The following is a 22,723-nucleotide window of genomic DNA, read 5'->3' on the forward strand; positions in this document are numbered from 1 at the left end:
TCCGGGTGATCGTATATTTAGGACACCAGGGGATCTTCCAGCAGGTGGTCGAAGGCGAGTTCGGCCGCTCCGATCAGGGCGGCGTCGGTGCCGAGCTCCGGAGTGCGCAACCGGACGTGCTCGCGGCAAGCCGGCAGACCGATCGCGTTGAGGCGGCTGCGGATCTGCGCGGCGGCGCCCAGATAGACGTCCCGCAGCGTGCCCCCGAAGATCACCACCTCCGGGTTGAAGATGTTGACCAGGTTGCCGACACCGAAGCCGATCCAGTCGCCGACCTGCCGCAACGCGTGCTGGGCCTGACTGTCCCCGCGCATCGCGGCGTCCACCACCGCCAGCACCTCGTCGCGGCCGGTGCGGTCGGCCCGCCCGGCCAGCCGCAGCAGCGCGTGCTCACCGATCTCGGTCTCCCAGCAACCCCGGGACCCACAACTGCAGGGCCGGCCGTACGGGTTGACGACCATGTGCCCGACCTCGCCGCCGTATCCACCGTGCCCGGTGACCCGGCGTCCCCCGGCGATGATCCCGGCGCCGATGCCGACGTCGCCGTAGAGGTAGACGACATGGTCGGAGCCGGCCGCGGCGCCACGGGCGTGTTCGGCGAGCGCGCACACGTCGGCGTGGTTGCCGACGCTGATCCGCCCGTACCCGCCGAGTTCGGAGCGCAGCGCCTCACCGATCGGCTCGTCGACCCAGCCGATCGTCGGGGCCAGCCGGACCATGCCGTCGCTCTGCCGGACCATGCCGGCCACGGCCACCCCGCTGCCCACGCACCGGGCGCCGTCCGGCACCCCGGTACGCATGGTGGCGACGAACCGGGCCAACGGCTGGATCGCCTCGTCGGCGGTCATTCCGGGCGGGCGCTCGGCCTCGTACTGCTCCAGGACGCGGCCGCCGAGCCCGATCCGGGCGGCGCGCAACCGGTCGACCTCGATGCTGAGGGCGTAGGCGTACACCCGGCCGGATTCGGGCCGGACGACCAGGGAGGGCCGCCCGGCCCGGCCGGCCGAGCGGGGCGCCGCCTCGCTGACCAGTCCGGCCCCGATCAGGTCGGCGGTGAGCGCCCCGATGGTGCTGCGGTTGAGCCCCAGCCGGGTGGTGAGTTCGGCCCGGGTGGTGGCGCCGTTGACGTGCACGTATCGCAGGAGGCCGCCGAGGTTGTTCCGGCGGACGTCGTCCTGGCTGGGTCCGGCCCTCATCAGCGTCCCGTCCCCCGCACGGGATTGCGCATGGTCAGCCGCCCGATGCCGCTGCTCTGCGCCGGGCCAGCGCGTCGACGCTCGCGGCGGCCAGCAGCACGAGGCCGGTGAAGATGAACTTGACGCCGGAGTTGAGGCCCAACAGGGTCATACCGTTCTCGATGACGATGATCACCGCACCGCCGATGACCGCATGGATGATCTTGCCTTTGCCGCCGAAGAGGCTGGTCCCGCCGATGACCGCGGCGCCGACCGAATAGAGCAGGATGTTACTGCCGCCGGTGTTCGGATCGACAGAGCTCTGTCGGCTGACCACCAGGATTCCACCGATCGAGGCCATGAACGACGCGATGGCGAAGACCGCGACCCGGATCCGGTCCACCGCGATACCGGCCCGGCGCGCCGCCTCGACGTTGCCGCCGACCGCGTGGACGTGCCGCCCGAAGGTGGTGCGGTTCAGCACGAACGTACCGATCACCAGGAACGTCACGATCACCGGCACCACGATCGGCGTGCCCTTGAGCGAGGTGATCTGGGTGTTCACCGCCCGCTCCAGGGTCAGCACCCAGGTGGCCGGCAGCACCAGGGCGGCGAGCCCGACGATCCGGGCCAGCACCAGGCCGATCGGTTCCGCGACCAGGCCCCGGGCCACCCGCCCGCGCCAGCGCAGCAGCCGGACCAGGGCGAACCCGGCGACACCGGCGACCGCGAGGAGCCAGCTGGCGCGTACCGACAGGGTGCCGTTGTTCAGCGACGTCACGAACTCGTCGTTGATCGCGACGTTCCGGCCGCCGCCGAGCAGGGTCAGCAGCACCCCCTGGAAGCCGAGGAACGCGGCGAGGGTCACCACGAACGACGGGATACCCAGTTTCGCCACCAGCAGGCCGAGCACGATGCCGATCACCACGCCGGTGCACATCGCCGCCGGGATCGCCACCGTCCACGGCAGACCGTGGTCGGTCAGCAGGATCGCCATCACCGCGCCGCAGACACCGCTGCCGAACCCGGCGGACAGGTCGATCTCGCCCAGCAACAGGACGAAGACCAGGCCCATCGCGATGAAGACGATCTGCGCGCTCTGGTTGAACAGGTTCGCGAAGTTGAGCGCGCTGAGGAAGGTCTCGCCGCGAGCCGACCCGAAGATCAGGATCAGGACCAGCAGCCCGAGTACGGCCGGGAGAGTCCCGAGATCACCGCCGCGCAGCCCGGCCCAGTAGTCCCGCAGATGCCCGCCGACCGTCGGCCGGCTCATGACGGTGCGCCGCTGCGGCCGCTGGTGCCGCTGGTGATCAGCTCGACGACCTGGGCGTGGCTCACGTCGGTGACCTTCACCTGCGCCGCCGTCCGGCCCAGGTAGAGCGCCGCGATCCGGTCCGAGACGGCGAAGACGTCGTTCATGTTGTGCGAGATCAGCACCACGCCGAGACCGCTGTCGGCGAGCCGCCGGACCACCTCCAGCACCTGGGCGGTCTGCGCGACACCGAGGGCCGCGGTCGGCTCGTCCAGGATCACCACCCGGCTCTTCCAGAGCACGGCCTTGGCGATGGCCACGGTCTGCCGCTGGCCGCCGGAGAGACGGGAGACCGGTTGCCGGAGCGAGGCGACGGTACGGATGGACAGGTTCCGCAGCGTCTCGCCGGCCATCTCCTCCATCGTCGCCTCGTCGAGGACGCCGCCCCACCTGATCTCCCGGCCCAGGAACATGTTCTGAACGATGTCCAGATTGTCACAGAGCGCCAGGTCCTGGTAGAGCACCTCGATACCCAGCCCGGCGGCGTCCCGCGGCGAGCCGATCGACACCTCCCGGCCGTCGAAGAGCACCGTGCCCGCGTCCGGGGTGTGGATCCCGCTGATGCACTTGACCAGCGTGGACTTGCCCGCCCCGTTGTCGCCGACCAGGGCGGTCACCTCACCCGGCCAGACACTCAGGCCGACGTCGCGCAGGACCTGGACGGGACCGAAGCTCTTGCCGATCCCGCGCAGCTCCAGAAGGGGTGTCGCGGCCACTGCCTTGGTTCTCCTTCGGGCTCAGCCGATACCGACCGCGGCGCAGGCGTCGGCATACGCGGCACTGCACAGCTCTTCCCGGGTCGCGTAACCCTCGGTGACCACGTCCTTGACCTGGGCGGCGGTGATTGCCCGTGGGGTCAGCAGGATGGCTTTGGTCCCGGTGCCGGCGACCGCCTCGGTCGGCGCGACGGGTTCTCCCTTGACCAGCGCGATCGCCAGTCCGGCGGCCGCGCCGGCCTCCTCCCGGGCCGGTTTGTGGACGGTCATGCACTGATCACCGACGAGGATGTTCTGCAACCCCAGGATGGTGGCGTCCTGCCCGGTGACCGGGACCGTCCCGTTCAGCTTGTTCTTGCGCAGCACCTGGATCACCGCGTTGCCCAGGCCGTCGTTGGCGGCGAGCACCCCGGCGATGTCCCGGTCCTGGGTGAGCTGCTGCTCGAAGATCGTGCCGCCCTGCGCGCTGTCCCAGTCCGGGACGTCCTGATCCGGGCCCTTGAGGTACTCACCGGAGTCGAACTTCGGCTGGAGCACCCGGTCGTAGCCCTCCCGGAGCAGCAGCGAGTTGTTGTCGGTGGACGGGCCGTTCAGGTAGGAGACGACAGGCGTGCTCACTTTCCGCTGAGCCAGGCAGTCCACCAGCCCCTGCGCCTGGAGCCGGCCGACCTCGGTGTTGTCGAACGACACGTAGTAGTCCGCGCCGCCGCCGACGGTGAGCCGGTCGTAGTCGATGGTCGCGATGCCCGCGGCCTTCGCCTTCTCCAGGACGGCCTTGCCGGACCCGGAGTCGAGATTCGCGATGATCAGGACCTTGACGCCGCTCGCGATCATGCCGTCGGCGATGGTGGTGAAGCGGGTGGTGTCCCCTTCGGCGTTCTGGATGACGGCCTCGACACCGGCCGCCTCGAAAGCCTCGGCCAGATATTTGGAGTCGGCGGTCGCCCAGCGCACCGAACTCCTGATGTCGGGCAGGATGACGCCCACCTTCGTGGCCGGGGCTGTCACCTTCTCCGCCTTCTCGCCGGTGCAGGCGGCGATACCGCCGGTGGCCAGCAGACCGATCGTGGCAAGGGCGAAGAATCCCTTACGCATCCTGGTGTCCTTTCGCGGGAAATCCGGCGCACGGGACCGTATTTGCCGGTGGCGGAGAACACAAGGGACCATGACGATCTATTTGGAAACAAGGGGTGACGATCAGGTGCGCAGGGGTGCCAGGGTCGCGCCGGTGAGCCGGATCAGGTCGGCCGGGGCCAGCGCTACCTGCAGGCCGCGGCGGCCCGCCGACACGTACATCAGGTCCAGCCCGGAGGCCGTCTCGTCGATCACCGTCGGCAGCCTTTTGCGCTGGCCCAGCGGGCTGATGCCACCGCGGACGTAACCGCTGCTGCGCTCGGCGGCGGCCCGGTCGGCCAGCACCGCCCGTTTCCCGCCGGCGGCCGCGGCCAGCGCTTTCAGGTCGAGATCGCCGGTCACCGGCACCACCCCGACCACCAGCCGGCCGTCCACCTCGGCGATCAGCGTCTTGAACATCCGCTCCGGCGCGACGGACAGCGCCTCGGCGACCAGGGCGCCGTAATTCGGGGCATCCGGCGACACCTCGTACGGATGCAGGGTGTGTGCCACCCGCTCGGAGGTCAGCAGGACGGTGGCCGGCGTGCCCGCCGCTTTCTTGGCCATGCGGGCACGCTACCCGTCGTCAGGCGGCCGACGTCAGAAGGGCGACCGGTGCGCCGGCCACCCGGGTCAGCACCAGTCCGGCGCTGTTCGGCCCGGACAGCCGGAGGTCCTTGCGGAGCTGCTCGGGGACCAGCGCCGAGCCCCGTTTCCGGATCTCCAGCACCCCGATCCCGCGCTCGCGCAGCAGCGCCCGCAGCCGCTTCAGGGAGAACGGCAGCACGTCGGTCACCGCCAGCCGCCGGGCGAACGGGGTGTCCACCGGCTCGTCGGTGTAGACGTAGGCGATGTCCGGATCGGCCAGCCGCCCGCCCACCGTGGCGGCGAACTCGGCCACCAGATGCGACCGGATCACCGCGGAGTCCGGGTCGTAGATCCACTTACCGACCGTCCCGACCGGCGCCGCCTCGACGCCGGACCCGGCCAGTTCGGCGTCCGGGCCGAGCAGCGTGGCCCGGCGCGGTTCCCGGGCCAGCGGCCCGCACCAGAACGCGGCCTCGACCAGGTCGCCGCCGACGCTCACCCACTCCCCCTCGGCACCGGGTGGCAGCAGGGCGTGGTCGATCCCGGGGGCCAGCTTCAGCACCGTCCGCGGCACCCGATCGGCCAGCCCGGCGACAAAATCCCAGGGCGGCGAGTACGACCGGGGGTCGAACACCCGGCCCCGGCCGGCCTTGCGCCGGGCCGGGTCGGCGAAGACCGCGTCGAATCTCTCCACCGGCACCGTGGTGGCGTCGGCGCACTCGGCGGTGATCCGGCCGGCCAGCCCGGCGGCCGCGGCGTTCGCGGCGGCCAGCGCCGCGGTGACGGGATCGGCGTCGACGGCGTGCACGGTGATGCCGTGCCGGGCCGCGGCGAGGGCGTCCGAGCCCAGCCCGCACCCCAGGTCGGCGAGGGTCTCGACGCCGGCCGCGACCAGCCGGGCGGCGCGCCGGTCGGCGACCACCGAGCGGGTCGCCTGCTCCAGGCCGGCCCGGGTGAAGAACATCCCGGAGGCGTGCGGGCCGAACTTCATCGCAGCGCGCTCGCGCAAACTAGCCTGGGTCAAGGCGGCCGCGGAGAGTTCGGCGCCGAAGCCCCGGGCCCGCATGGCCGAGGCCGCGGCGAGCGGCTCACCGCCGGCCACCTCGGCCGCCACGGCCAGGGCTTCCACCCCTTCCGGGGTCCGCAACAGATGCAACAGCTCAGGGGTCACGACAGGCATTCTCCCTGGCGTGACAGGTTGGCACTCTGGTTGACGGAGTGCTAGTTCCGGCATAGTCTCCGATTAGCACTCTCACCACGAGGGTGCCAATCGCCCGGGTCCTCCGTGGCGGTTAGGCACCAGGCGGACCGGCACCCGCGACGACGGCCCCGCCCGGTGGCATGAGGCATTGACCGGCCTGATCCGAGGTCGGCGAAACCTGATACCCAGGAGGGTATGCCCGTGACTACCGCGACAAAGGTTGCGATCAAGCCGCTCGAGGACCGCATCGTGGTCCAGGCGAACGAGGCCGAGACCACGACCGCTTCCGGCATCGTGATCCCCGACACCGCCAAGGAGAAGCCCCAGGAGGGCACCGTCCTGGCTGTCGGCCCCGGCCGGATCGACGACAAGGGCAACCGCGTCCCGCTCGACGTGAATGTCGGCGACGTGGTCCTGTACTCGAAGTACGGCGGCACCGAGGTCAAGTACGCCGGCGAGGAGTACCTGGTGCTCTCCGCCCGCGACGTCCTCGCGGTCATCGAGAAGTAAGACCTAACTGATTGCGCCTGCGCCCTGTTCCGATAGCTCGGGGCAGGGCGCTGGTGCGTGAAGGGACCATAAATGGCGAAGATTCTCAGCTTCTCTGACGACGCCCGGCACCTGCTGGAGCACGGCGTCAACACCCTCGCCGACACGGTCAAGGTCACCCTCGGACCGCGCGGCCGGAACGTCGTCCTGGACAAGAAGTTCGGCGCTCCCACGATCACCAACGACGGTGTCACCATCGCCAAGGAGATCGAGCTCACCGACCCGTACGAGAACCTCGGCGCGCAGCTCGTCAAGGAGGTGGCGACCAAGACCAACGACGTCGCCGGCGACGGGACCACCACCGCGACCGTGCTCGCGCAGGCGCTGGTCCGTGAGGGCCTGCGCAACGTGACCGCGGGCGCCAACCCGATCGGTCTCAAGCGGGGCATGGACCAGGCCTCCGAGGTTGTCTCCAAGGCTCTGCTGGCCAAGGCCGTCGAGGTGGCCGACCACAAGGCGATCGCCAACGTGGCCACCATCTCGGCCCAGGACGCGACGATCGGCGAGCTGATCGCCGAGGCGATGGACCGGGTCGGCCGCGACGGCGTCATCACCATCGAAGAGGGTTCTGCGCTGCAGACCGAGCTCGAGGTGACCGAGGGTCTGCAGTTCGACAAGGGCTTCATCTCGCCGAACTTCGTGACCGACGCCGAGTCGCAGGAGGCGGTGCTGGAGGACGCGCACATCCTCCTCACCACCCAGAAGATCTCCAGCATCGAGGAGCTGCTCCCGCTGCTGGAGAAGGTGCTGCAGACCGGCAAGCCGCTGCTGATCGTCGCGGAGGACGTCGAGGGCCAGGCCCTGTCCACCCTGGTGGTCAACTCGCTGCGCAAGACCGTCAAGGTCGCCGCGGTGAAGGCGCCCGGTTTCGGGGACCGCCGCAAGGCGATCCTGCAGGACCTGGCGATCGCCACCGGCGGTGAGCTGATCGCGCCCGAGCTCGGTTACAAGCTCGACCAGGTCGGTCTCGAGTCGCTGGGCAGCGCCCGGCGGATCGTGGTCGACAAGGAGAACACCACCATCGTCGACGGTGGCGGCAACTCCTCCGACGTCGCCGACCGGGTCTCGCAGATCCGCAAGGAGATCGAGGCGTCCGACTCCGACTGGGACCGCGAGAAGCTCCAGGAGCGGCTGGCGAAGCTCTCCGGCGGCATCGCGGTGATCAAGGTCGGCGCGGCCACCGAGGTCGAGATGAAGGAGCGCAAGCACCGCATCGAGGACGCCATCTCGGCGACCAAGGCCGCGGTCCAGGAGGGCACCGTCCCCGGTGGCGGCGCCGCTCTGGCGCAGGTCGCCAAGGAGCTCGAGGGCAACCTCGGCCTCTCCGGCGAGGAGGCGCTCGGCGTCGGCATCGTCCGCAAGGCGCTCGTCGAGCCGCTGCGCTGGATCGCGCAGAACGCCGGTCACGACGGCTACGTCGTGGTGGGCAAGGTCAACGAGCTGGGCTGGGGCCACGGCCTCAACGCCGCCACCGACGAGTACGTCGACCTGGCCGCGGCCGGCATCATCGACCCGGTGAAGGTGACCCGTAACGCGGTCTCCAACGCCGTCTCGATCGCCGGCCTCCTGCTGACCACCGAGAGCCTCGTGGTGGAGAAGCCGGCCGAGGCGGCCCCGGCCGCCGCCGGTGGGCACAGCCACGGCGGGCACGGGCACGGACACCAGCACGGTCCGGGCTTCTGATCGCTCGGTTCTCAGGAGAAGGCGCGCCCCGCACCGGGCGCGCCTTCTTCGGTTTCGCCCTGCCACGATCGCCACAGCGCCGCGTAGACCCCGCCGGCCGCCACCAGCTCGTCGTGCGGGCCGATCTCGACGATCCGGCCATCCTCCACCACGGCGACCCGGTCCGCGTCGTGCGCGGAGAAGAGCCGGTGCGCGATCGCCACCACGGTCCGGCCGCTGACCACCGCGGCCAGTGACCGTTCCAGATCACGGGCGGCCCGCGGGTCGAGCATCGCGGTCGCCTCGTCGAGCACCAGCGTGTGCGGGTCGGCGATCACCAGCCGGGCCAGCGCCACCTGCTGCGCCTGAGCGGGCGAGAGCGGGAACCCGCCGGCGCCGACCACCGTGTCCAGCCCGTCCGGCAGCTCGTCCACCCAGTTCAGGGCCTGGACCGCGGTGAGCGCGGCCCGGATCGACCCCTCCGGGGCGGCCGGGCGGACCAGGGCCACGTTGTCCCGGAGCGTCCCGATGAAGACGTGGTGTTCCTGGGTGACCAGGGCGACCTCGGCGCGCATCCGTTCCGGCGGCAGCTCGGCCAGCGGCACCCCGCCGACCGTGACACTGCCCTCGCTCGGCCGGTGCACCCCGGCGAGCAGCCGGCCGAGGGTGGACTTGCCGGCGCCGGAGACCCCGACGACGGCGAGCCGTTCACCGGGCTCCAGCACCAGGTCGACGCCGTGCAGCACCTCCCGGCCCGGCTCGTAGCCGAACCGTACGCCGCGGACCTCGACCTGGTTGCCGCTGGTTCCGGGCGCCTCGGTCGTGGTGCGCGGGGCCGGTACCGCGGCGACACCCAGCAGCCGGGCCAGGGCCGCCGCGCCGACCTGCAGCTCGTCGAGCCAGCCGACCAGCCGGTCCAGCGGATCGACAAGCTGCTGCACGTAGATCACGGCGGCGGTCAGGGCGCCCAGCGAGACCCGGCCGTGCAGGTGCAGCCAGCCGCCGGCCAGCACGGTGACCGCCATCGGCAGCACGTACCCGGTCTCGATCAGCGGCCACCAGACGGTCCGCAGCCGCAGCGTGTACCGCTCGGCCCGCCAGGAGTGCCGCAGGCCGGTGTCGGTACGCCGGATCCGCTGGCGGCCCCGGCCGAGCGCCTCCACGGTCCGCGCGCTCGCCACCGTCTCGGCCAGCCCTTCGGTGACGTCCGACCAGGCCGCGTTCTGCCGCAGATATCCGGCCGGCGCCCGCCGCAGGTACCACCGGGTGCCCACCACCAGGAACGGCACCCCGAGCAGCAGCGGCAGCAGGAAGATCGGGCTGACCAGGGCCAGCGCCCCGATCACCAGACCGAGAGTGATCAGCGCGATGACGGTCTCCGGCACGGCGAACCGGACACACTGGGTCAGCGCGTCGACGTCCCGGGTGGCCCGGGTCAGCAGGTCACCCGACCCGGCCGCCTCCACCCTGGACAGTGGCAACGCCAGCACCCGGGAGACGAACTCGGTCCGCAGCCGGTGCAGCACCCGCTCGCCGAGCCGGGCCGACGCCAGATGCGCGCACCGGACCAGCACCGCCTGCACCGCCACGAACCCGGCGATGGCCAGCGCGATGTGATCCAGTTCGGACACCGGAACGTGCTCGTGGACCCCCTGCACCAGCTCGCCGAGCAGTCGCGGACCGGCCAGCCCGGCCAGCGCGGCGGCCACGTGCAGACCGACCACGGCCCGGAACAGTCCCGGGTACAGGCGGATCAGTTCACCGGCGTACCGGCGGGCCTGCGCCGTGCTCGCCACCGGGAGCAGCCGGTTCACGGCTTCTCCTCGCGGCTCACCAGCCGGGCGTAGCCGGGTACCGACTCCATCAGGTCGGCGTGCGGGCCGGTCGCCACCACCCGGCCGTGCTCGACAAAACAGACCCGGTCGGCGCGGGACAGCAGCAGCGGGCTGGACGTGCAGACCACCGTGGTCCGCCCGAGCCGGGCCGCCCGCAGCCGGTCCGCGATCCGGGCCTCGGTCCAGGCGTCCACCGCGTTCGTCGGCTCCACCAGGATCAGCGTGTCCGGATCGGCGATCAGGGCCCGGGCCAGCCGCAATCGTTGCTGCTGGCCGCCGGAGAAGGCCCGCCCCGCGCCGGTCACCACGGTGTCCGGGCCGTCCGGCAGCGCCGCCACGATCCCTGTCGCGTCGGCGGCGATCAAGGCCTCGATCAACTTCCCGCGGCGGTACGGGTCCAGATCCGCCCGTAGCCGCCCGGAGAACAGGCGGGAATCGTTGTCCGACACCAGGATCCGGGCCCGGACCTCGGACAGGGCGGCCGCGGCGAGCGGGATCCCGCCGAGCGTGGCGCCGTCGGCGTACCGGCCGAGGCGATCCGCGATCCGGGACGCGTCGGCGGGTGTGGTGGCGGCGATCGCGGTGAAACGGCCGGGGATCACCCGTACCCCCGAAGTGGGATCCTCCAGATCACCGGCCGGGAGTGGCACGGCGACCTCGGGCACCGCGAGGTCGGTGCGCTCCCGCACCATCGCCACCACCCGCCGGCCGGAGACGTGACCGCGGGTCAGCTTGTCCACCGCCTCGGTCAACTGGCGCAACGGCGCGACCAGGAAGGCGGCGTACGCGTAGAAGGCCACCAACTGGCCCACGGTGATCCGGTCGGCGGCCGCGAACCGGGCGCCCAGCCACGTCACCAGCACCAGGAACACCCCCGGCAGCAGGGCCTGCGCCGCCTCCAGCAGCGACTCCACCCGGGCGGTCCGCACCCCGGCCGCGCCCAGCGCCCGCGACTCCGCCCGGTACCGGGCCGCCACCGTCGCCTCGCCGCCCACCCCGCGCAGCACCCGCAGCCCGCCGACCAGATCCGCGGCCCGGCCGGTCAGCCGCCCCTGCCGCTCCCGGTAGGCCCGCTGCCGCTCGTGCAACGGCGGGATCAGCACCCCCACCGTCAGCATCATCACCGGCACCCCGACCAGCACCACCAGCCCCAGCGGCACCGACGTGTGCAACAGCAGCACGGTGACGGTGATCACCGCCAGCAGCGAGCCGATGCCGCGTGAGGTGATGTCCAGGGCGCCGCCGATGTGGGCGATGTCCGAGGTGCCGATCGCGACCACCTCACCGGCGTCCATCCGGCGCGGCAGAGCCGACCCGAGCAGGTTCGCCTGCCGGACCACCACCTGCACCGTCCGGAACGCGGCGCCCAGCCAGTTGGTCACCGCGAACCGGTGCCGGGAGATGCCGATCAGCGCCTGCGACTGGCCCAGCCCGAACAGCAGCAGACCCCAGCCGAGCAGACCGCCGCCGTTCCCCGCCACGGCGGCGTCCACCGCCCGTCCGACCACCGCCGGAACCAGCGCCTGACACCACATCCAGAGGATCGCCAGCAGCGCCGCGGCGACGATCGTCAGGCGGGAACGGCGGATCAGCCAGAGCAGATAGCGGGTGGCGGACCGGGAGTCGGGAGTGCCGGGATCGGTGACGGGCAGTCTTCGCATCAGGCCCCGACGGTAAAGCCGGGATGCGCGTGGTGCGACTGATCAGCGATCGACGGGGTTGAAATCCCAGACGTGCGGAGCGCGTGCCACCAGGTTCTCCGGCGGGGTACGCATGCTCTCCGGAGAGTTGCGCCATTTGGTGATGACGACGATGCGATGATCGGTGGACGAATAGACGTCACTCGACACATGTTGTGGCAGTACCTCCAAGGCAGGCACCGCCGTGTCGCAGACCCAGGCCAGCAGCTCGTCGAAGCCACTGCGCGAGGCCCGTACCTCCCACATCCGCGCGATCATGAACGCTTCCTACCCTGGCACACTCACCGCGGTCAAACCCATGGCGGAATCCGCGGGCAGATCGAGACGACTCGGCGCCACCCCGGCCGCCACCAAGTGCGACCCCAGCGCGGCGACCATGGCGCCGTTGTCGGTGCAGAGAGCCGGCCGCGGTACGCGTACCCGGATGCCGTGTTTCGCCGCGCGCTCCTCGGCCAGCACCCGCAGCCGCGAGTTCGCCGCCACCCCGCCGCCGATCACCAGGGTGTCCACCCCGTTCGTGCGGCACGCGTCGATCGCCTTCGCGGTCAGCACGTCGCAGACCGCCTCCTGGAAACTCGCCGACACGTCGGCCACCGGCACCGGCTCGCCGGCCCGCTCCCGGGCCTCCACCCAGCGTGCCACCGCCGTCTTCAGCCCGGAGAACGAGAAGTCGAAGCGGTGCGCCGCCTGATCCTTCGGCGCGGTCAGGCCACGCGGGAAGGCGATCGACCTCGGATCGCCCTCGCGAGCCGACCGGTCGATGATCGGGCCACCCGGGAACCCCAGGCCCAGCAGCCGGGCCACCTTGTCGAACGCCTCACCGGCCGCGTCGTCGATCGTCGCGCCCAGCGGGGTCACCCCCGCCGTCAGGTCGTCCACCAGCAGCAACGACGAGTGCCCGCCGGACACCAGCATCGCCACCGCCGGCTCCGGCAGCGGACCGTGCTCCAGGGTGTCCACCGCCACGTGCGCGGCCAGGTGGTTGACGCCGTAGATCGGCTTCTCCGCGGCCAGCGCCCAGCCCTTCGCCGCCGCCACCCCGACCAGCAGCGCACCGGCCAGACCCGGGCCGCTGGTCACCGCGATCGCGTCCACGTCGGCCAGCGTCACCCCCGCGTCGTCCAGGGCCCGTTTCATCGTCGGGACCAGCGCCTCCAGGTGGGCGCGGCTGGCCACCTCCGGCACCACTCCGCCGAACCGGGCGTGCTGCTCCACACTGGACGCCAGCGCGTCGGCGAGCAGGGTGTGGCCGCGGACGATGCCGATGCCGGTCTCGTCGCAGGAGGTCTCGATCCCGAGGACCAGGGGTTCGTCAGGCATCTCGCATCATCACCAGGGCGTCCGTGTTGCTGGGTTGGTAGTAGCCGCGCCGGATCCCGACCGGCTCGAATCCGTACGTCGCGTAGAGCTTCTGGGCGGGCGCGTTGTCCACCGCCACCTCGAGCAGGGTCTTCCGGGTGCCGCGCCGGGCGGCCTCACCGAGCAGAGCCTCCAGGAGCCCACGCCCGATCCCGAGCCGCTGAGCCTCCCGCCGGACAGCGATGTTCTGAACCCACGACTCGTGCTCATCCACCACCGAAAGCCCCGCGTAACCGACCACCGAGCCGCCGGCCCCGTCGACCCGCTGCCCGGCCCCGACCTCACCCACCGCGCCCGCACGGTCGTCGGCCCGCCGCCCGGCCCCGCTCACCGCGCTCTCACCCGGGCCGCTCAGTGCCACCAGGTAGAACTGGCGGGTCGCCAGCTCGTTCCAGAACATCGCCGGGGACCACTTCTCCGGGCCGAACAGGTCCTCCTCGATGGGCATCACCTCGTCGATGTGCCACCAGCGGAACCTCTCGATGACGTACCCGAGCGGGCCTTTCTCGTTTTCCTGTGTATTTTGACCAGATTTATCGTCTTCTTTGGTGAACTCGGCTGCCTCGCTCATCAGGTCAGCACCGGCTTCCGGGCCGTCGGCTCCACCGCGTCGGGGCGGCGCAGATAGAGCGGGGTGAGGATCTCGCTCGGCGCGCCGGCGCGGATCCGCTCGGCGGCGATCGCCACCAGCGCCGCTCCCGGCGGATAGAGCAGGTGCTCCTCCACCGGGAGGCCGAAGACATCCCCATATTTCAAAGCGCCTTCACCGGCGGCCCGATCAACGAACCCGGCCAGCGAGATCCCGCCGGCCTCCTGATCGTTTCCGGTCACCGCAGCGGCATCACTTCCGGATGCGGTAGCGACATCGTTTCCGGACGCGGCGGCGACGATTCCGGCGACCTCGGCCGGCTTGGCGACCTCGGGGCCGAAGACCCGCGCGCCGTCCGCATACGTTCCGAAGTAGACCTCGCGCCGCCGCGCGTCGGTGGCGATCAGCACCCGCCCCGGACCCGCCGCACGCCCGAGGGCGTCCAGCGAGCACACCCCGTACGTCGGAATGTCCAGCGCCTGCCCCATGCTCGCCGCGGTGGCCAGCCCGACCCGCAGACCGGTGAACGGCCCGGGCCCGAGGCCAGCCACGATCGCGGTCAGATCACGGGGCCGGACCCCGGCGTCGGCGAGGACCGCGGCGATCTCGGGGGCGAGTTTCTCCCCGTGCGCACGCGGGTCGACGGTCCGCCGTTCCGTCACGCCGAACAGACCGTCCGCGGTCACCTCGACGAGAGCCGCGGTCGACGCGGGGGTTGCGGTGTCCAGAGCGAGTACCAGCACAGCGAAACCCTAGACCGTGGCCGCCGGGTTCCAGTCGATGACCGGCCGCCCACCGTCGGCGAGCGCCTTGTTGGCGGCGCTGAACGGCCGGCTGCCGAGGAATCCGACCCGGTTCAGCGGGCTCGGGTGCCCGGCTTCCAGCACCGCGTGCACCGGGTTGGTGACCAGCACCGCCTTCTTCTTCGCATAGCTGCCCCAGAGCAGGAAGACGACCCGCTCGCCGCGCGCGTTCAGCGCCTTGATGGTGGCGTCGGTGAACGCCTCCCACCCCTTGTTGCCGTGCGATCCGGCCTTGCCCGCGCGGACCGTCAGCACCGAGTTGAGCAGCAGCACACCCTGCCGCGCCCAGCCGGTGAGGTCGCTGCCCTTCGGCTTCGGGACGTCGAGGTCCTCGTTGAGCTCCTTGAAGATGTTGCTCAGCGACGGCGGGCGGCGCACCCCGTCCCGGGCGCTGAAGCTGAGGCCGTGCGCCTGACCGGGCCCGTGGTACGGATCCTGTCCGAGAATGAGCACCCGGGTCTGCGCCGGGGAGCACAGCCGGTAGGCCGTGAACAGGTCCTCCACCGGCGGGTAGATCGTCTGTGTCGCGTACTCCTCGGCCACCCACGTGCCCAGGGCGGTGGTGGCGGCGGCGTCGAGGTGGGGGGTCAGCTCGTCGCGCCACTCGGCGGGAAGCAGCTCGGTCAGGTTCACATGCTCTCCAGTCGGTGTGCCCAGTCGCCGCCGTGCGGCCGGAGGTCGACGACCCGGGTGTCGTCGTCCAGCCGGTCGATGCGGATCTGCAGATATTCGTCGTTCAGTTGCTCGACCATCCCGGCGCCCCACTCGATCACGGTGACCGCGTCGTCGGAGGAGGCGTCCAGGTCGAGGTCGTCGATCTCGGCGCGGGGGTCGGGACGATCACCCAGCCGGTACGCGTCGGCGTGCACCAGTGGCAGCGGGCCGCGGTGCACCCGGGCGATCACGAAGGTCGGCGAGGTGATCGGCCCCTGCACGCCCAGGCCGGCGCCGATGCCCTGGACCAGGGCGGTCTTGCCGGCGCCGAGGGGCCCGGTGAGCAGGACCAGGTCGCCGGCCCGCAGCACACCGGCGAGCCGTTTCCCGAACTCCTTGGTGTCCTCGACCGTCTCCAGTTTCACGTCAGTTTCTCCAGGAAGGGGATCAGTGCCGCGTTGACCTGATCGGCTTTCTCCAGCATCACCACGTGACCGCTGTTCTCGATGGTGATCAGCTCGGCCTCGGGCAGGTTCTCGATGATCTGCTGGGAGTGGCTCAGCGGGGTCAGATAGTCCCGGTCACCGACCACGACCAGCACCGGAACGCCGCGCAGCGCGGTCAGCGCCGGAACCCGGTTGTGGGTGTAGAGGGTCTGCAGGTATTTGGTGAGCGTCTCGGCCGACGTCTTCGAGTTCATGCTCTCGACGAAGGTGACCAGCGACGGGCTGGGCTTGGGCTCACCGAACCCGTACCGCCGGGTGAGCAGCCAGGCCAGGTCGGTGGAGACCACCCGGGCCCGGTCGATGGTGCCGCCGCCGAGCTGGGCCGCCTTGTCCCAGAGCGGGAAGAACGGCGAGCTCACCCGGGCCACCAGGTTGGTGATGCCGAGTTTCGCCTTGTCGAAGAGCCCGGCCGAGGTGGAGATCAGCACCGCGCCGGTGACCCGGTTGCCGAACCAGGCCGGGAACTGCTCGGCGAACGCCATGATCGTCATGCCGCCCATCGAGTGACCGACGAGGATTATCCGGCCGTGCGGCACCGTCTCCTCCAGCACGGCGGCCAGCGAACGGCCGAGAGCCGCCAGATCGTACGTCCCGGACTTGAGCCTGCTCGATTTCCCGTGGCCGGGCTGGTCGTAGAAGACCATCCGGTGGGTGCCGCGCTCGGCCAGCTCCTTGCGCTGGAAGTAGAACGTGCCCATGTCCAGGGCGAACCCGTGCACGAACACGATCGTCGGCTCGTCGGTCGCGCTCTCCGGCTCGATGATCTCCACGTGCATGTCGGTACCGTCGGCCGCGGTGACGATCCGCTCCTCGTCGAAGGGCTGATCACCGAACGGCTCCTCGGTGTACGGATCACCGGGCTCGTTGACGGACCGGCGCACCAGCGCCCGCTCGACGGCGAACGCGGTGGCCAGACCGGCCGCGGCCACACCGACCGCGGCCCCGAATATGCCGGCTCCCTTGGCGACCTTCGACCTGTTCACCGGGCCACCTCACCGTCGTAGTGCCGGGGCACGCGACTGCTGCCGAACCGGGTGACGATCTCGTAGTTGATCGTGCCGGTCGCTGCGGCCCAGTCGTCTGCGGTCGGCTCGCCGGATGATCCGGGACCGAAAAGGATCGCCACGTCGCCTGCTGACACCGGCTCGTTGCCCACGTCGATGACCACCTGGTCCATGCAGACCCGGCCGGCGATCCGCGCGGTCGTGCCGCCGACCCGGATCGGGCCGGTGCTCGACGCGTGCCGGGGCACCCCGTCGCCGTAACCCAGCGGGACCACGGCCAGGGTGGTCTCCCGCGGGGTCACGTAGGTCAACCCGTACGACACACCCTGACCTGCCGGAACCCGCTTGGTCAGCATGATCCGGGCCCGGGCCGTCATCGCGGGACGCAGGCCGTAACGCTCGCCCGCGATCGGCGACAGGCCATAGGCCGCGATACCCACCCGGACCAGATCGAAATGGGTGTCGGGCCTGGTCAAAGTGGCCGCCGAATTGGCGATGTGCCGGTAACGCGGGGTGATGCCGAAGCCCGTCGCGACCGCCAGGCCGGCGTGGAACGCGGCGAGCTGCCGGTCCACCGACTCGTGACCGGGGTCGTCGGCGCAGGCGAAGTGGCTCCACACCCCGGCCACCTCGATGTCCCCGCCGGCCTGGGCCTTCGCCGCCGCCTCCAGCAGGATCGGCCAGTCGTCGGCGACCGCGCCGCCCCGGGACAGGCCGGTGTCCAGTTTCAGATGCACCCGGGCCGGACGGCCGGCCAGCCGGGCCGCGGCGGCCAGCTCGTCGACCAGCTCCGGGGTCGCGGCGCTCAGGTCGACCCCGGCCCGGACCCCCTCATGGAGCGGCAGACCGGGAGTGATCAGCCAGGCCAGAACCGGCGCGTCGACACCCGCCCGGCGCAGCGTGAGCGCCTCGTCGAGAGTGGCGACGCCGAGCCAGGTCGCCCCGCCGGCCAGCGCCGCCCGGGCGGACGGCACCAGCCCGTGCCCGTAACCGTCGGCCTTGACCGCCACCAGCACCTCGGCGGAGGTGCGGGCGCGCAGCGTCGCGACGTTGTCCCTGATCGCGTCCAGATCGACGCGGACTTCGGCCTGCCACATGCCTCCACCCTACTGAGGCGTATGACAATTTCTGACGGTCAGCCCCTTCCGTCAGTCGGCCTTTACCGTCGGCCGCTCTCTTGCGCCAGTCGGCCTCTACCGTCAGCCGCTCTCTTCCGCCAGTCGCCCTCGTCCGTCAGCCGTTCTCTTCCGCCAGTCGGCCTCGTCCGTCAGCCCGGGAGATCGCCCTCGCCGGTCAGGCCAGGAGGTCGGCTACCACCGGGCGTAGCGCGGACGCAATGTCCGGTGCGGTGACCGGGCCGTCCTCCGCGGCCCACCGCCCGGCGAGACCGTGCACGTAGGCGGCGGTGACCGCGGCACGCACCGCCGGCACCCCGGCGGCCAGCAGCGACCCGAGCAGTCCGGCCAGCACGTCCCCGCTGCCCGCGGTGGCCAGCGCGGGGCTGCCGGTGGGATTGACCCAGATCTCCCCCGAAGGGGTGGCCACGATGGTCCGGTCGCCCTTGAGCAGCACCACCGCGTTCGTCCAGGCGGCCAGGCGGGCGGCCGCCCCGGCCCGGTCCGCGCCCGGTGCCTCCCCGGCCAGCCGCTTGAACTCACCGTCGTGCGGCGTCAGCACCAGCGGCGCGTCCCGGCGCAGGTCCTCGGCGTGCTCCCCGCCGACCAGCAGGTTGATCGCATCCGCGTCCAGCAGTACCGGCAGCGAGGTGGCCAGCACACTACGTAGTTCGGTGCGAGCCTCGTCACTCGTGCCCAGCCCCGAGCCGCACACCCATGCCTGCACCCGGCCGGAATCGGCGACCCGGTCGGCCACCACCACCGACGGATGCGCCCGGACCACCTCACGATGGGCACTACCGGCATAACGCACCATGCCGGACGGCCCGGCCAGCGCACCGGCGGTGGAGAGCAGCGCGGCGCCCGGATAGAACGCCGAGCCGGTGGCCAGGCCGACCACGCCACGGGTGTACTTGTCCGAGGCAGCGCCCGGCCGCGGCCACCATTCGGCGATGTCGGAAGCCTCCGCCACCCGCACCGCCGGATCGGTCACCAGGGCGGGCCCGAGACCGATGTCGATCAGATCCACCAGACCGCAGCGGGTTGCCGCCGCGCCGACCAGATGCGCCGGTTTGAGACACCCGAACGTGACCGTCACATCCGCGGTCACCGCGTCCCCCGGAACGTCACCGGTGTCCACGGTCACTCCGCTCGGGACGTCGACGGCGACGATCGGCGGGCGCTCCCCCGTACGACCGCTAAGGTCTGGGAGGCGACGCACGACGGACGCTGCCGCCGGCCGCAACCCGCCGCTGGCCCCGATCCCCACGATGCCGTCCAGCACCAGGTCGGAGCGCTCCGGAAGCTCCCGGGTGGTGAACCCGCCGGCTTGGCGCAGCGCGGTCAGACCGGCCAGGTGCACCCGTTCCGGAGTCAGCAGCAGAGCCCGGACCTGGGCCCCACGCCGAGCCAGAGCGGCCCCCGCGAACAGCGTGTCCCCACCGTTGTCCCCACTACCGACGAGCAGCAGCACCCGGGCGCCGTAGACCCCACCGGACCCATCCAGCAACAGGGCACACCGCCGGGCCAGACCGGCCGCCGCCCGCTGCATCAGAGTGCCCTCCGGAAGAGTCGCCATCAGGCTCTTCTCCGCCGACCGCACATCACTGACCCGCCAAGCCCGCCGCATACTCTCTCCGTCCCTAGCCCATCACCGACCACACGCCCGTCGCCGCGTCGGTATCGGGCCGGTGGCGTGTCCGTTCATGTGCCCGCTTCTCATGTGCCGCTTCGGCTCGCGTGCCCGCTTCGGCTCATGTGCCCGCTTCGGCGACGACCATCGCCGATGCGATGCCGCCGTCGTGGGACAGCGAGAGATGCCATCGGGCGATGCCACGAGCGGTCGCCGCGGCGGCGACCGTACCGGAGACGGTCAACCACGGCCGCCCGTCCGGATCGGCGACGATCTCGCAGTCGTGCCAGCGCAGCCCCGCCGGCGCCCCGAGCGCTTTCGCCACCGCCTCCTTGGCCGCGAACCGGGCAGCCAGCGACTCCGGCGAACGCGGATTCCCGGACCCGGTCAGCCGCTCCTCCTCGGTAAAGAGCCGGTTCGCAAGCAGCGGAGTCCGCTCCAGAGCCCGGCCGAAGCGCTCCACCAGGACGACGTCGATGCCGACAGACACGATCACAACGGTCACCCTATCGGTGCACGCGGTCACCACCCCAAGGTCAAGGTCAACCCCCTTCCGCCGGTACGCCCACCAACTCCAGCACCCTCACCACACCTCCGGCAAGCCCTGTGGACAGCCTGTCCACAGGCCCGCCCACGACCGCTTCCGGACCTCTAACGTCAGCGCATCCCCGTCGTCAGCTCGGAGGTCGCGCCCATGAATCCCGTTCCCCAGACAAGCGTCCCCAGCCCCCAACCCAGCGCCACAACCCCAAAGCCCACACCCCACGCCGACGCGCCCAACTCATCAGCCCTGACCACCAAAATCCCGAGCCCCCTCACCTCACCCACCCCGCTGAGCAGCACGTCCAGCCCACCGACCAACTCCGCCGCTTCGACGGCAGGCAGCTCAACGGCTGGCGGTTCAGTGACCGATGGCTCGAAGGCAGGCGGTTCGACGGCTAGCGGCTCAGCGGCCGGCGGACCAGTGGCCGGAAGTTCGATGCCCAACGGTTCAGCAGCCGGTGGAGCGGCTGCCAGCGGTTCAGCCGGTAATGGATCGGTGGCCGATGGTGGGGCCGGGTTTCGGGTCGACGGTGAGGGGCTCCGTGGTGACTCGGGCGCTGTCACCGAGTTCGCGGGGCGGGTCTCCGCCGTGGCGGGGCGCATGCCACGGCCCAACCCGGCGCCACGGTGGGCGACCACCGGGGCCGCGACCCTGGCCGCTGACACCGCGCGGCGGCTTCTCACCGGGCTGGGGCAGGACATCGCCGACACCGGCGACCGGATCCGGGCCGTCGCCGACGACTACGCGGAGGCCGACGTCCGTGTGGCCGGCCGTCTCCGGGCGACACGATGAACGCGACCGCCGTCGTCTACTCCCGGCTGCGTGTCACCGACCCGGCCCATTGGCTGGCCACCGCCCTGACCTGGCGCCGGTTGGCGGCCCTGGCCGGCGTGCTCGGCGCCGAGGTCGGCCCGCTCCTGACCAGGCTGAGAACGTCGTGGTCCGGTTCAGCCGCCGAGGCCGCGGTGACCCGGCTGACCGCACTCGGCCGCCGGTTGACGTACTTCCGCGTCTTCTGCTGGCGGGCCGACCAGGCATTGAGCGAGTTCGCGGCGGCCATGACCCGGGCCCGAGCACTGCTCGACCAGGCGCGAGCCGCGGCCCGCAGCGCAGGCCTGATCATCGACGACGACGGTGTGGTGCGGGCTGCCACCACGCCCGGAGCAGCCGTCACCGGCCCGTCCTCGGCCGGCGGCCTGTCTTCTGCCGGCGGCGCCTCCTCGGTGCCGGCAGCCGGCGCGCCCTCGGCCTCGGGCGGCAACGCGCCCTCAGCGTCGGGAGGCAGCATGTCCTCGGCATCGCGAGGCAGCACGTCCTCGGCGCAGACCCAAACGCAGGCCCGGACCCAAACTCAAGCTCAGGCCCAAGCCCAGGCGCAGGCCGCGGCCGAGGTCGCGGCGGTGCTGGCCGCGGCGTTGGAGGTGGCCGCCGGTGCTGACGCGGCTGCGTCGGCGCGGCTTGCGGCTCTCGCTGACGTTCCCGAGGTGCCGGCCGTCTCCTCCTTCCCGGCGTGCACCGCTGATCCGGGCGACGTCCGGCGCTGGTGGGCCGGCTTCACCCCGGCGCAGCGCGACTGGCTGCTGGTCACCGACGCGCGGGCGCTGGCCGGGGCCGAGGGGATCCCGATCGCCGACCGGGACATCGCCAACCGGCTGCTGCTGGAGGAGCAGCGGCGAGGGCTGGAGGCGATGGCCGCGAGCGGCGCCGACCCGGACCGGATCCGGGACCTGCGGGAGGGCATCGACCGGTTGAGCTCCCGGCTGGCCGACGACTCCGGACCGCGCGCCTATCTGGTGGGCCTGGGTCTCGACGGTGAGGGCCGGGCCGTGGTGGCGCTCGGCGATCCGGACCGGGCCTCGAGTGTCCTCACCCACGTTCCCGGGATGACGTCGGATCTGCGGTCGCTGGGTGGCGAGTTGTCCCGGGCCGAGCGGGTGGCGGTCCGGTCCGGTGAGCTGGGACCGGCCGGTTCGACGAGCACGGTGCTGTGGCTGGACTACGACGCTCCCGATTTCCTGCACGAGGCGTGGTCACCGAAGCAGGCGCGGGACGGTGCGGGCGAGCTGCGGCGGTTCCAGGAGGGGTTGCGGGCCACACACGAGGGTGATCCGGCCCGGCAGACGGTGCTCGGCCACAGTTACGGCTCGCTGGTGGTCGGTTCGGCGGCTGCCGGTGGCCGGTTGGAGGCCGACGGCCTGGTCTTCGTCGGTTCGCCGGGGGTCGGTGTGGACTCGGCCACCCTGTTGGGGGTGCCACCGGACCAGGTCTGGTCCACCACGTCCCGGACCGACGTGATCCAGTTCGCGAAGGAGCCGAAGGGTTTCCTGCCCGGCGGCATCGTCCCGAACCAGCTGTTCGGCCCCGACCGGGAGCTCTGGTTCGGCCGCAACCCGAGCCATCCGAGTTTCGGCGGCCGCGTGTTCGCCAGCCAGCCCGACGCGGGCCACCTGGGCTACTGGGACGAGGACCGCCCCGCCCTGGACGCCATGGCCCGGATAACCCTGGGAGAGAAGCCATGACCCCATGACCTGAAAAGCCCGGCGGCCGAAAAGCGAACCGAACGACGAGCCGGAAAGCCAGGCCGGAAACGCGGCGAGCGGAAACGCGGCGAGCGGAAACGCGGCGAGCGGAAACGCGGCGAGCGGAAACGCGGCGAGCGGAAACG

23 protein-coding genes and 1 pseudogene are annotated in these 22,723 nt (G+C 71.6%); 4 read left to right on the forward strand and 20 right to left on the reverse strand.

Annotation, left to right across the window (positions count from 1 at the left end; all coding sequences use genetic code 11):
• Nucleotides 1-17: 17 nt before the first annotated feature.
• The 6 genes from Aco03nite_RS22235 to Aco03nite_RS22260 all read right to left on the reverse strand — a co-directional run bounded on the left by Aco03nite_RS22235 (nucleotide 18) and on the right by Aco03nite_RS22260 (nucleotide 6,084).
• Entirely contained in the window at nucleotides 18-1,196 is a 1,179-nt protein-coding gene (locus Aco03nite_RS22235) for an ROK family transcriptional regulator (protein WP_203797480.1), read from the reverse strand.
• Nucleotides 1,197-1,230: 34 nt separating this feature from the next.
• Nucleotides 1,231-2,448: a sugar ABC transporter permease gene (locus Aco03nite_RS22240; RefSeq protein ID WP_203797481.1), complete on the reverse strand. Its 1,218-nt coding sequence runs from the start codon at nucleotides 2,446-2,448 to the stop codon at nucleotides 1,231-1,233.
• Entirely contained in the window at nucleotides 2,445-3,203 is a 759-nt protein-coding gene (locus Aco03nite_RS22245; RefSeq protein WP_203797482.1) for an ATP-binding cassette domain-containing protein, read from the reverse strand. The genes Aco03nite_RS22240 and Aco03nite_RS22245 overlap by 4 nt, the downstream gene beginning before the upstream one ends.
• A 21-nt stretch (nucleotides 3,204-3,224) precedes the next feature.
• Complete coding sequence (locus tag Aco03nite_RS22250; protein WP_203797483.1) at nucleotides 3,225-4,298, reverse strand: sugar ABC transporter substrate-binding protein; 1,074 nt, start codon at nucleotides 4,296-4,298, stop codon at nucleotides 3,225-3,227.
• Between the two features lie 102 nt (nucleotides 4,299-4,400).
• On the reverse strand, nucleotides 4,401-4,883 hold the full coding sequence (gene ybaK / locus Aco03nite_RS22255; RefSeq protein WP_203797484.1) for a Cys-tRNA(Pro) deacylase: 483 nt from the start codon (nucleotides 4,881-4,883) through the stop codon (nucleotides 4,401-4,403).
• A 19-nt stretch (nucleotides 4,884-4,902) separates the two neighbouring features.
• The gene (locus Aco03nite_RS22260; protein WP_203797485.1) at nucleotides 4,903-6,084 is read right to left on the reverse strand and encodes a class I SAM-dependent methyltransferase; all 1,182 of its coding nucleotides are present in this window, start codon (nucleotides 6,082-6,084) and stop codon (nucleotides 4,903-4,905) included.
• A 222-nt stretch (nucleotides 6,085-6,306) separates the two neighbouring features.
• On the opposite strand from Aco03nite_RS22260, the gene groES reads away from it, so the two are divergent.
• Nucleotides 6,307-6,615 (forward strand): co-chaperone GroES, encoded by a 309-nt coding sequence (gene groES / locus Aco03nite_RS22265; RefSeq protein WP_507762614.1) that lies wholly within the window; start codon nucleotides 6,307-6,309, stop codon nucleotides 6,613-6,615.
• 72 nt (nucleotides 6,616-6,687) lie between these two features.
• Entirely contained in the window at nucleotides 6,688-8,337 is a 1,650-nt protein-coding gene (groL, locus tag Aco03nite_RS22270; RefSeq protein ID WP_203797486.1) for a chaperonin GroEL, read from the forward strand.
• A gap of 11 nt (nucleotides 8,338-8,348) precedes the next feature.
• On the opposite strand, the gene Aco03nite_RS22275 is transcribed toward groL, so the two are convergent.
• The 14 genes and pseudogenes from Aco03nite_RS22275 to Aco03nite_RS22335 all read right to left on the reverse strand — a co-directional run bounded on the left by Aco03nite_RS22275 (nucleotide 8,349) and on the right by Aco03nite_RS22335 (nucleotide 20,501).
• Nucleotides 8,349-10,130 (reverse strand): ABC transporter ATP-binding protein, encoded by a 1,782-nt coding sequence (locus tag Aco03nite_RS22275; RefSeq protein WP_203797488.1) that lies wholly within the window; start codon nucleotides 10,128-10,130, stop codon nucleotides 8,349-8,351.
• A complete protein-coding gene (locus Aco03nite_RS54720; protein WP_373872624.1) occupies nucleotides 10,127-10,843 on the reverse strand; it encodes an ATP-binding cassette domain-containing protein in 717 nt (238 codons plus the stop codon). The genes Aco03nite_RS22275 and Aco03nite_RS54720 overlap by 4 nt, the downstream gene beginning before the upstream one ends.
• 126 nt (nucleotides 10,844-10,969) lie before the next feature.
• Nucleotides 10,970-11,812 (reverse strand): annotated as a pseudogene (locus tag Aco03nite_RS54725) (ABC transporter transmembrane domain-containing protein); the annotation flags it as partial.
• A gap of 42 nt (nucleotides 11,813-11,854) precedes the next feature.
• Entirely contained in the window at nucleotides 11,855-12,109 is a 255-nt protein-coding gene (locus Aco03nite_RS22285) for a hypothetical protein (RefSeq protein ID WP_203797493.1), read from the reverse strand.
• Between the two features lie 9 nt (nucleotides 12,110-12,118).
• Nucleotides 12,119-13,171: a tRNA (adenosine(37)-N6)-threonylcarbamoyltransferase complex transferase subunit TsaD gene (tsaD, locus tag Aco03nite_RS22290; protein ID WP_203797495.1), complete on the reverse strand. Its 1,053-nt coding sequence runs from the start codon at nucleotides 13,169-13,171 to the stop codon at nucleotides 12,119-12,121.
• Nucleotides 13,164-13,658: a ribosomal protein S18-alanine N-acetyltransferase gene (rimI, locus tag Aco03nite_RS22295; RefSeq protein ID WP_239145342.1), complete on the reverse strand. Its 495-nt coding sequence runs from the start codon at nucleotides 13,656-13,658 to the stop codon at nucleotides 13,164-13,166. Before rimI ends, tsaD begins: the two co-directional genes overlap by 8 nt.
• 122 nt (nucleotides 13,659-13,780) lie before the next feature.
• A complete protein-coding gene (gene tsaB, locus Aco03nite_RS22300; protein WP_203797499.1) occupies nucleotides 13,781-14,542 on the reverse strand; it encodes a tRNA (adenosine(37)-N6)-threonylcarbamoyltransferase complex dimerization subunit type 1 TsaB in 762 nt (253 codons plus the stop codon).
• Nucleotides 14,543-14,551: 9 nt separating this feature from the next.
• The gene (locus tag Aco03nite_RS22305) at nucleotides 14,552-15,235 is read right to left on the reverse strand and encodes a uracil-DNA glycosylase (RefSeq protein WP_203797500.1); all 684 of its coding nucleotides are present in this window, start codon (nucleotides 15,233-15,235) and stop codon (nucleotides 14,552-14,554) included.
• Nucleotides 15,232-15,681, reverse strand: a complete 450-nt coding sequence (gene tsaE / locus Aco03nite_RS22310; protein WP_203797501.1) for a tRNA (adenosine(37)-N6)-threonylcarbamoyltransferase complex ATPase subunit type 1 TsaE — start codon at nucleotides 15,679-15,681, stop codon at nucleotides 15,232-15,234. Before tsaE ends, Aco03nite_RS22305 begins: the two co-directional genes overlap by 4 nt.
• Complete coding sequence (locus tag Aco03nite_RS22315; RefSeq protein WP_203797502.1) at nucleotides 15,678-16,745, reverse strand: alpha/beta fold hydrolase; 1,068 nt, start codon at nucleotides 16,743-16,745, stop codon at nucleotides 15,678-15,680. Before Aco03nite_RS22315 ends, tsaE begins: the two co-directional genes overlap by 4 nt.
• Complete coding sequence (alr, locus tag Aco03nite_RS22320; protein WP_203797503.1) at nucleotides 16,742-17,863, reverse strand: alanine racemase; 1,122 nt, start codon at nucleotides 17,861-17,863, stop codon at nucleotides 16,742-16,744. The genes Aco03nite_RS22315 and alr overlap by 4 nt, the downstream gene beginning before the upstream one ends.
• Nucleotides 17,864-18,059: 196 nt before the next feature.
• On the reverse strand, nucleotides 18,060-19,511 hold the full coding sequence (locus Aco03nite_RS22325) for an NAD(P)H-hydrate dehydratase (RefSeq protein ID WP_203797504.1): 1,452 nt from the start codon (nucleotides 19,509-19,511) through the stop codon (nucleotides 18,060-18,062).
• A gap of 124 nt (nucleotides 19,512-19,635) precedes the next feature.
• The gene (locus Aco03nite_RS22330) at nucleotides 19,636-20,010 is read right to left on the reverse strand and encodes a holo-ACP synthase (protein WP_203797506.1); all 375 of its coding nucleotides are present in this window, start codon (nucleotides 20,008-20,010) and stop codon (nucleotides 19,636-19,638) included.
• A 161-nt stretch (nucleotides 20,011-20,171) separates the two neighbouring features.
• Nucleotides 20,172-20,501, reverse strand: coding sequence for a hypothetical protein (locus Aco03nite_RS22335; protein ID WP_203797508.1), 330 nt, complete (start codon nucleotides 20,499-20,501; stop codon nucleotides 20,172-20,174).
• Between the two features lie 52 nt (nucleotides 20,502-20,553).
• On the opposite strand from Aco03nite_RS22335, the gene Aco03nite_RS22340 reads away from it, so the two are divergent.
• Together Aco03nite_RS22340 and Aco03nite_RS22345 are read left to right on the forward strand one after the other, a co-directional pair.
• Nucleotides 20,554-20,850 carry a hypothetical protein gene (locus Aco03nite_RS22340; RefSeq protein WP_203797510.1) on the forward strand — a complete coding sequence of 99 codons (297 nt, stop codon included), beginning with the start codon at nucleotides 20,554-20,556 and terminating at the stop codon, nucleotides 20,848-20,850.
• Nucleotides 20,847-22,577: an alpha/beta hydrolase gene (locus Aco03nite_RS22345; protein WP_239145339.1), complete on the forward strand. Its 1,731-nt coding sequence runs from the start codon at nucleotides 20,847-20,849 to the stop codon at nucleotides 22,575-22,577. The genes Aco03nite_RS22340 and Aco03nite_RS22345 overlap by 4 nt, the downstream gene beginning before the upstream one ends.
• Nucleotides 22,578-22,723 lie beyond the last annotated feature (146 nt).

Origin of the sequence: Actinoplanes couchii (genome assembly GCF_016862075.1) — a bacterium.
Lineage (GTDB): Bacteria > Actinomycetota > Actinomycetes > Mycobacteriales > Micromonosporaceae > Actinoplanes > Actinoplanes couchii.

What these genes read in the sequence shown, in the direction of transcription:
- Aco03nite_RS54720 (WP_373872624.1), bottom strand. Translation starts at nt 10,843, where the DNA reads ATGGTGCGGGAGCGCACCGACCTCGCGGTGCCCGAGGTCGCCGTGCCA.
- Aco03nite_RS22250 (WP_203797483.1), bottom strand. Translation starts at nt 4,298, where the DNA reads ATGCGTAAGGGATTCTTCGCCCTTGCCACGATCGGTCTGCTGGCCACC.
- Aco03nite_RS22285 (WP_203797493.1), bottom strand. Translation starts at nt 12,109, where the DNA reads ATGATCGCGCGGATGTGGGAGGTACGGGCCTCGCGCAGTGGCTTCGAC.
- rimI (WP_239145342.1), bottom strand. Translation starts at nt 13,658, where the DNA reads ATGCCCATCGAGGAGGACCTGTTCGGCCCGGAGAAGTGGTCCCCGGCG.
- Aco03nite_RS22235 (WP_203797480.1), bottom strand. Translation starts at nt 1,196, where the DNA reads ATGAGGGCCGGACCCAGCCAGGACGACGTCCGCCGGAACAACCTCGGC.
- Aco03nite_RS22260 (WP_203797485.1), bottom strand. Translation starts at nt 6,084, where the DNA reads ATGCCTGTCGTGACCCCTGAGCTGTTGCATCTGTTGCGGACCCCGGAA.
- alr (WP_203797503.1), bottom strand. Translation starts at nt 17,863, where the DNA reads ATGTGGCAGGCCGAAGTCCGCGTCGATCTGGACGCGATCAGGGACAAC.
- Aco03nite_RS22325 (WP_203797504.1), bottom strand. Translation starts at nt 19,511, where the DNA reads ATGCGGCGGGCTTGGCGGGTCAGTGATGTGCGGTCGGCGGAGAAGAGC.
- ybaK (WP_203797484.1), bottom strand. Translation starts at nt 4,883, where the DNA reads ATGGCCAAGAAAGCGGCGGGCACGCCGGCCACCGTCCTGCTGACCTCC.
- groL (WP_203797486.1), top strand. Translation starts at nt 6,688, where the DNA reads ATGGCGAAGATTCTCAGCTTCTCTGACGACGCCCGGCACCTGCTGGAG.
- Aco03nite_RS22240 (WP_203797481.1), bottom strand. Translation starts at nt 2,448, where the DNA reads ATGAGCCGGCCGACGGTCGGCGGGCATCTGCGGGACTACTGGGCCGGG.
- tsaD (WP_203797495.1), bottom strand. Translation starts at nt 13,171, where the DNA reads ATGCCTGACGAACCCCTGGTCCTCGGGATCGAGACCTCCTGCGACGAG.
- Aco03nite_RS22345 (WP_239145339.1), top strand. Translation starts at nt 20,847, where the DNA reads ATGAACGCGACCGCCGTCGTCTACTCCCGGCTGCGTGTCACCGACCCG.